Origin of the sequence: Candidatus Latescibacter sp., assembly GCA_030692375.1 — a bacterium.
Taxonomy (GTDB): domain Bacteria; phylum Latescibacterota; class Latescibacteria; order Latescibacterales; family Latescibacteraceae; genus JAUYCD01.
This window is the reverse complement of record JAUYCD010000152.1, coordinates 1-6,654: the sequence shown is the minus strand read 5'-3', so window position 1 is coordinate 6,654 and position 6,654 is coordinate 1. Positions and strand designations below refer to the sequence as shown.

The window sequence follows — 6,654 nt, the reverse complement described above, 5'->3', positions numbered from 1 at the left end:
CCTTCCTGCAAGATGCAGCTTGATGAACTATTAAACCACGAAGGTATTCCCTGCCGTACCATCCATCCCGTTCAGATTCTGGATTTGGCATATCGGAAAAAGGACTTGGAGGATGAATTCTCGAAACGGGAGGATAACAAAGTATTGGTGCAGTGATCAAATGCATTGTAATAATAGATGCCGAAACGAGTTCGGCATGACACGTGTCATCCTGAACTTGTTGCCGCTTCGCGGGAACGATAAAACCTTTTCAGGATCCAATTATCAATAACTGCATGAAGCCATGCTATAAAGCACGATAAATCAAAGTATAGGGGGTTAGGTATATGTTACATTCAGGTAAGAATCTTTACAGTGCCGCTCTGATCGGGAGCGCTCTTTGGGCTGTACTTATTTTATTCGGATGTGCAGCCACAGTTCCGAAGGGAACAGCTAAAGGAATCAATGAACAGCTTACGAGAAAATCGGTTGATCTGTTTGTGGAAGGAAAGAGCGCTGAAATAAGGAAGGATTACGGCAAGGCGCTGGCTTTTTATTTTGAAGCTTTGCAGTATGACCCCCGTAACGATGATATCATGCTCGCTCTGGCAAGAGTGTTCGCGAGCAGCGGGAAGATCAAATCCGCAGAGTACTTTGCGGAGATGACTGTTCAGGTTAAGCCCGCGAATGCGGATGGGTGGAGGATGCTGCAAACCCTTTACCAGCAGGAGGGTGATATCCCCTCCGCCGCAGAAGCGCTGGAAATGTACATAAAACTGAAGCCTGAAACCTCCTTTTCCGATGTGGTCAGGCTCTCCCGGTACTATTTTGCCATGAAAATGAAAAACCGGGCGAAGAGCATTCTCCTGGCAAGAATCAAGCGTCCCAATACTCCGGATGGTGAACTGAACGATGTCGCCGGTCTATTGGCGATGAACGGCATGACTGACGATGCGCTCTCGGTTCTCCGGCGCATGGTGGAGCGTACCCCGGCAAATGCCGATGCATGGGTGGGGATGTCCGATATTTACAATCAGCTTGATCAGGACCAGAAAGCTATTGATATATTGGATCAGGGATTGGCCAAAAATCCCGGGAATCAGCATCTCCTGCTCAGCATCGGCAATACTTACATGTTTAAGCTGCATAACTGGGAAAGCGCCATTACTTATTTTGAGAAAGCCCGGGCAGCCGGATTCAGCAATCCGAATATATTGAAAACTCTGAGCGCTCTCTATTTCAATGCCAGGAAAGACAAAGAGGCTTTGGCGCTCCGTGATTCCATCATCACCCGTGGAGAAGACGACGCCTCTTTCTATTTTTCTCTCGGCAAGTCAATGAATTACCTCGATCTCTACTCCGAGGCGGCGGACTATTACAGGAAGGGATTCGACAAGCCTTTGGATAAAATCGCTGATGAATACAAACTCAAAGCTTATGCGGGTTATGCCCGCGCTCTGATCCGTCTTGACAAGAAGGACGAAGCGGTACGACTCATTCAGGAGGACGCTGTTAAAAATATCAAGGCTACCGAGCAAGTCAAGACGCTGGAGGGAAGAATCTACTTGGAACTCAGGCGATATGACGACGCAATAGCCATTTTTGAGTTCCTCTCCGGGTCAGATCCGGATAATACCTTGTATTTCGGTTTACTTACACAAGCTTATAATTCCGCCGGAAAATACGATATTTCCGAGGCAAAATTGCTCGAACGGCTCAAAAGCGATCCTGACAACACGGGATACCTGATGCAGCTCGGGATCGTCTATGATGCCCAGAAAAATTTTCCGAAAGCTGAGAATGCTCTGCGCCTGGTGATTAAAAAGGAGCCGGACAATGCCCTTGCCCTGAACAATCTGGCCTACATGTACATGGAAAACGGAAAGAACCTTTCCAGGGCGCTGGAGATGGCTAAAAAAGCGACTTCCCTGGATCCCAGGAACGGAGCCTTTCTAGATACACTTGGCTGGGGATTTTACCGGAAGAGGAATTACCATGAAGCCAGGAAATATATTGAGCAGGCTTTGAAATATTCGGATAATCAGGACAAGGGCGTGATCTATGATCATTACGGCGATGTTCTTGCCCGGCTTGAAATGAAAAACGACGCAGACGACGCATATAAAAGCGCTATCAAATATGGAGAAGACAAGGCCAGGATTCAGCCGAAGATCGACAGCATGGGGCGCTAACAGACAATGGGAAGAATTGCCTTTCTGGCTTTGTTCAGCCTGATACTCTTCTTTCAGGGATGCGGAATGAAACCGCCGGGAATTCCTGAAGATGTTACAGTCGAACAGATTCTCGATTCCCTGTACAAACAGTCTGCGGCGGTAAGGGACTTTTCCGGCTGGGCTAAGGTGATAGAAAGGCATAACGGCCATGAGCAGTCGGCCACCACGGTAATACGCTTTATCGCGCCCGACCGAATCAAAGTTATATTAAAAGGTTTCGCAGGAATCGAGCTTGCTGAAATTTCCTCAGACGGCGATTCCATGACTGTTTTCCTCCCCTCCCTGAACGGATATGTGAAAGGGGAGAACAGAGAAGGTCTGCTCCATAAGCTCGTTCCCGATTTTGAGTTCGATGTCACCAGGTTTGCTTCCGTTTTTTCCGTTCTGGCGCCTCCCCATGATGAAATTTTTGGATTTCAGGCTTCTCTCAAAAAGAATGGAAATCGCATGGAACTGGCCCTGGTCAGGGGCGATACGGTATACCGGTATCTGGTCGAAGGGCCGCAGCTGCTGGTAGCGGAAGAGGATCTCACGGTGGGCGGGACCTCCGTCTGGCATAAAAAATCCCAGGATTTCCGGGCAGTTGGCGCCGGTATCTTTCCTCGAAAAATGATTATCCGAAACGAACGGCACTCGCTCGATTTTTCTTTCTATTCGGTTTCCATCAATTCTGGATTGTCCATGAAGGATATCGCTATCGACATGCCTGAATCGGCTGAACGGCTCCAAATAAAGAAGAAGATTGAAGACAGAAGATAGAAGACCTTCTCTCGCAAAGTTCGCAAAGTCAATAAAGAAAGAAGACCTGGCCATCCCCCATTTTTTTTTATTCGGCGACAGATATGCCATATTACTTATCTGCTCTTTAGGCAAAATCCCCCCGCCGCTTAAAGCGGCGACCCACTTATTAAGGGGGTAAATGCTGCCTGCCAACATGATTCCCCCCTTAATAAGGTGGGATGTCCGAAGGACAGGGGGGATTTGTCCTTCATGAGGAATTGCATTTACCCGATAATATTTTCGTGGAACGATAAGCATTATAAAGAGTTACAAAAAATTGATTCAAAAATCTGGGGAATGGCCAGAGACAGAAGATAGAAGACAGAATAAAGATAATTCGATAAGAAAACCCATTTTACCCGAAATATTCATAAGTTTCTTCAGATATTGTACGAGGTATAGACTCTGAAACAAGTTCAACTACCATCGTGTATATGCTACATGCTAAAAAAAACAAATGCCCGCAAGACAGCCCTTCGTCTGCTTCTCCGGATCGAACGCGGGGGGGCGTACGGTGACCGGCTTATGGATTCGCCGTTAGCGGCTGAACTCAAGGACCCGCGAGATCGATCCCTGCTCCGTGAACTGGTGGCCGGAGTAGAGCGCTGGAAATTGCGCCTTGACCGCATCATTGACATATACTATACTAAACGGGCAAAATCGCTTTCCCCCGAAATCCGCATGACGCTGCGGCTGGGACTTTTTCAGCTCATGTTTCTTAATAAAGTCCCGGCAAGGGCGGCAGTTCATGAGAGTGTGAATCTGGCTTCCGAGATGCAGGGAAACGGGGCCGGAGGACTGGTGAATGCCCTGCTCCGGCGGTTTACTCGTGAGGGCGAGCCGGATGAATGGCCGTCCGATCCGGCGGAAAGACTTTCGGTGGAGCATTCCTATCCCCTGTGGCTTACACGGCGGTGGATCGGTAATTTCGGCCCGGATACCGCTTTAGCTGTCATGAAAGCCGGGAACGGAAAACACCCTGTGTTCATCCGGGCGAATCGCCTGAAAATCGTCACGGCTGAACTGGCGCAGTTACTCTCCCGGGAAGGATTTGAAACCTCCGAGATCCGTGAAATGCACGGCTGTCTTTCGGTGGCAGAAGCGGAGGGATTATTTGATTCCCCTGCTTTCCGGGAAGGATTTTTCACCGTGCAGGACCCCGCGGCGGGGATGGCATCAATCCTCCTCGATCCACAGCCGGGAGAAAACATCCTGGACCTTTGCGCGGCGCCCGGCGGTAAAACCACTCACCTTGCCGAGCTCATGGGAGATCAGGGGAAAATAACCGCAGTCGACATCCATCCGGGAAGGCTTGGTCTGATCGGTAAAACAACCTACCGCTTGGGATTAAAGTCGGTGATAACGGTTTCAGGAGACGCTGCGGAATCCGGCGGTGATGGAGCGGCGCAGTACGACCGTGTTCTGCTCGATGTCCCCTGCACCGGGACGGGAGTGTTCTCCAAAAGGCCGGACATGAAATGGCGCCGTCAGGAAGAGGATATTAACCGGCTGGCTTCGCTACAGAGGAAAATGCTGGAGAATGCCGCCAGTCTCGTAAAAACCGGCGGCGCTGTGGTCTACAGCACGTGCAGCCTTGAACCGGAAGAGAATGCAGAAAATATCGTGTGGTTTTTAGGAAATAACCGGAATTTTTCATTTGAAAAAGACATCCGTTTCGAACAGTTTGCCATATCGAACGGATACCTGATTTTTCCCCATCTCATGTACGGGACCGGCGCTTTCGCAGCGAAACTGAAACGAGAAGATCATGACTGACTCTCCAACAAAAAGAGGCTTCCTGTTTTTCAGCCTGGCTTTCCTTTGCGGAATCGCTGCATTCATTGTAATCATGGATACGGTAATTATGCCGCTCTACCTCAGAGCCGGCCGTGAGATAACCGCTCCGAATCTGGTCAACAAAACTTTCGAAGAGGCAGATTCCATCGTGCGGTCAGCGCATTTATCGATAATGGAAGACAGCAGAGATTTCAATGATACGGTTCCCCGCGATGCCATTGCATTCCAGATGCCGGCCGCCGGTACGATCCTGAAGCCGGGACGGAGAATCCACGTTGTTCTTTCCCGGGGGCCCAAACCTCTGCATATTCCGAATGTGGTAGGCAAATCGACCCGTAACGCCGAAAACGAGATCAAAGACGCCGGATTCGAGGTTATCGACCAGCGCTGGAAGGCCTCGGACAAGTATAGCCGGGGTATTGTGATGGATCAGTATCCGGCAGGGGATCAGGAAGTACCTGAAACAACCGGCGTTATCCTGTTCATAGCCAATGGGCGCAAGGAAACCAATGTGGTCATGCCAAACCTGATCGACCTGAGTTACAAAGCCGCCATGGATACTCTCACCCTCTACAAGTTCAACATCGAAAAGGTGAACGTGCAGAAGGAAGAGGCGCCTAATCTTTTGCCGGACACGGTTATCGATCAGCATCCCGATCCCGGCACTCCGACCAATACCAGCGCTGAAGTTGACCTTGTCGTATCCACTTCCAAATAAAGGGAGTTATGTATGCATATAATCGTCGCTCCTTCAATCCTCGCCGCCGATCTGAGCTGTCTTTCTGAAGAAATCGCCCGCGCTGAGGAAGGCGGCTGCGATGCGTTTCATCTCGATATCATGGATCATCACTTTGTCCCGAACCTTTCCTTCGGGCCTGCGATGGTGAAAACCGTTCGCCGCCTGACCCGCCTTCCGCTCGGCGTCCACCTCATGGTAGATAATCCGCTGGACATGGCCGGGGCCTTTGCCGATGCAGGCGGGGATTCCATCGTTTTCCATGTGGAGGCTGTTGTCGATGTATCCTCCACCCTGGAGGCCATATCGCGTCTCGGCGTCAAGACCGGGATTTCGCTGAAGCCGGATACTCCGGTCGCCGCGGTCATTCCCTACCTTGATGCAGTGGAAATCCTCCTGACCATGACCGTATTTCCGGGTTTCGGCGGACAGGAATTTATCGAAGAGTCCTATGTGAGGATTCGTGAAATTGCGAAAGCAGCTTCTCACCTTTCTTCCCCTCCCCATATCGCTGTGGACGGCGGTGTGGATTTTGCAAACGCCCCCCTCCTGGTGGAAGCGGGAGTAACGTATCTCGTGGCCGGAACCTCTATTTTCCGGAACCACGAAGCGGTGCGGAACGTCAAACGGATGAGGAAGGCGGCGGAAACTTCAGCCCCCTAACCCTCGATCCCTTTCCCCCGGAGGGGGCAAGGGAGGTCGTTGCTCCACAGTCTTTTCCCACCCCTCTTCGGGTGAAGGATGTCCGAAGGACAGAAAGGGGCTGAAAATATCTACTTATGCAATTGGCTCTTTCCGTTAAACCGTTTTTTCTGGATTTTTCCCCTTGGTGGATGCATATTATCTTGTTTATACATAACGCGGAGGGTTAGTCTAATTGGCAAGGCAGTGGACTTGAAATCCACCGGGTTTACAGCCCTTCGGGGTTCGACTCCCCGACCCTCCGCCATGTAAATAAGGGGTTTACGCCGAAATACGTAAGCCCCCTTTTTATTGCAACACCTTCAGAATTATAATCACTTATTTCCTTGACAAATTTATATTTTAATAATATTTTGCGCATATGCATTGATTTATATTCGAACCGTAAAGGAACTTCTGGGTCACAGCGACGTTAAGACGACGATG

5 protein-coding genes and 1 tRNA gene are annotated in these 6,654 nt (G+C 50.0%); all 6 read left to right on the top strand.

Features of this window, described 5'->3' with window-relative positions:
* The first annotated feature begins 326 nt into the window (after nt 1-326).
* Nucleotides 327-2,171 carry a tetratricopeptide repeat protein gene (locus Q8O92_09310; protein ID MDP2983509.1) on the top strand — a complete coding sequence of 615 codons (1,845 nt, stop codon included), beginning with the start codon at nt 327-329 and terminating at the stop codon, nt 2,169-2,171.
* 6 nt (nt 2,172-2,177) lie between these two features.
* Entirely contained in the window at nt 2,178-2,972 is a 795-nt protein-coding gene (locus tag Q8O92_09305; GenBank protein MDP2983508.1) for a DUF4292 domain-containing protein, read from the top strand.
* Nucleotides 2,973-3,434: 462 nt separating this feature from the next.
* Nucleotides 3,435-4,769 carry a 16S rRNA (cytosine(967)-C(5))-methyltransferase RsmB gene (gene rsmB, locus Q8O92_09300; protein MDP2983507.1) on the top strand — a complete coding sequence of 445 codons (1,335 nt, stop codon included), beginning with the start codon at nt 3,435-3,437 and terminating at the stop codon, nt 4,767-4,769.
* Nucleotides 4,762-5,508: a PASTA domain-containing protein gene (locus tag Q8O92_09295; protein ID MDP2983506.1), complete on the top strand. Its 747-nt coding sequence runs from the start codon at nt 4,762-4,764 to the stop codon at nt 5,506-5,508. The genes rsmB and Q8O92_09295 overlap by 8 nt, the downstream gene beginning before the upstream one ends.
* Nucleotides 5,509-5,520: 12 nt before the next feature.
* The gene (rpe, locus tag Q8O92_09290) at nt 5,521-6,189 is read left to right on the top strand and encodes a ribulose-phosphate 3-epimerase (GenBank protein MDP2983505.1); all 669 of its coding nucleotides are present in this window, start codon (nt 5,521-5,523) and stop codon (nt 6,187-6,189) included.
* 199 nt (nt 6,190-6,388) lie between these two features.
* A tRNA-Ser gene (locus tag Q8O92_09285) sits at nt 6,389-6,475 on the top strand.
* Nucleotides 6,476-6,654 lie beyond the last annotated feature (179 nt).

Coding starts and splice junctions, on each gene's coding strand:
- Q8O92_09305 (MDP2983508.1), top strand. CDS start 2,178: ATGGGAAGAATTGCCTTTCTGGCTTTGTTCAGCCTGATACTCTTCTTT.
- Q8O92_09295 (MDP2983506.1), top strand. CDS start 4,762: ATGACTGACTCTCCAACAAAAAGAGGCTTCCTGTTTTTCAGCCTGGCT.
- rsmB (MDP2983507.1), top strand. CDS start 3,435: ATGCTAAAAAAAACAAATGCCCGCAAGACAGCCCTTCGTCTGCTTCTC.
- Q8O92_09310 (MDP2983509.1), top strand. CDS start 327: ATGTTACATTCAGGTAAGAATCTTTACAGTGCCGCTCTGATCGGGAGC.
- rpe (MDP2983505.1), top strand. CDS start 5,521: ATGCATATAATCGTCGCTCCTTCAATCCTCGCCGCCGATCTGAGCTGT.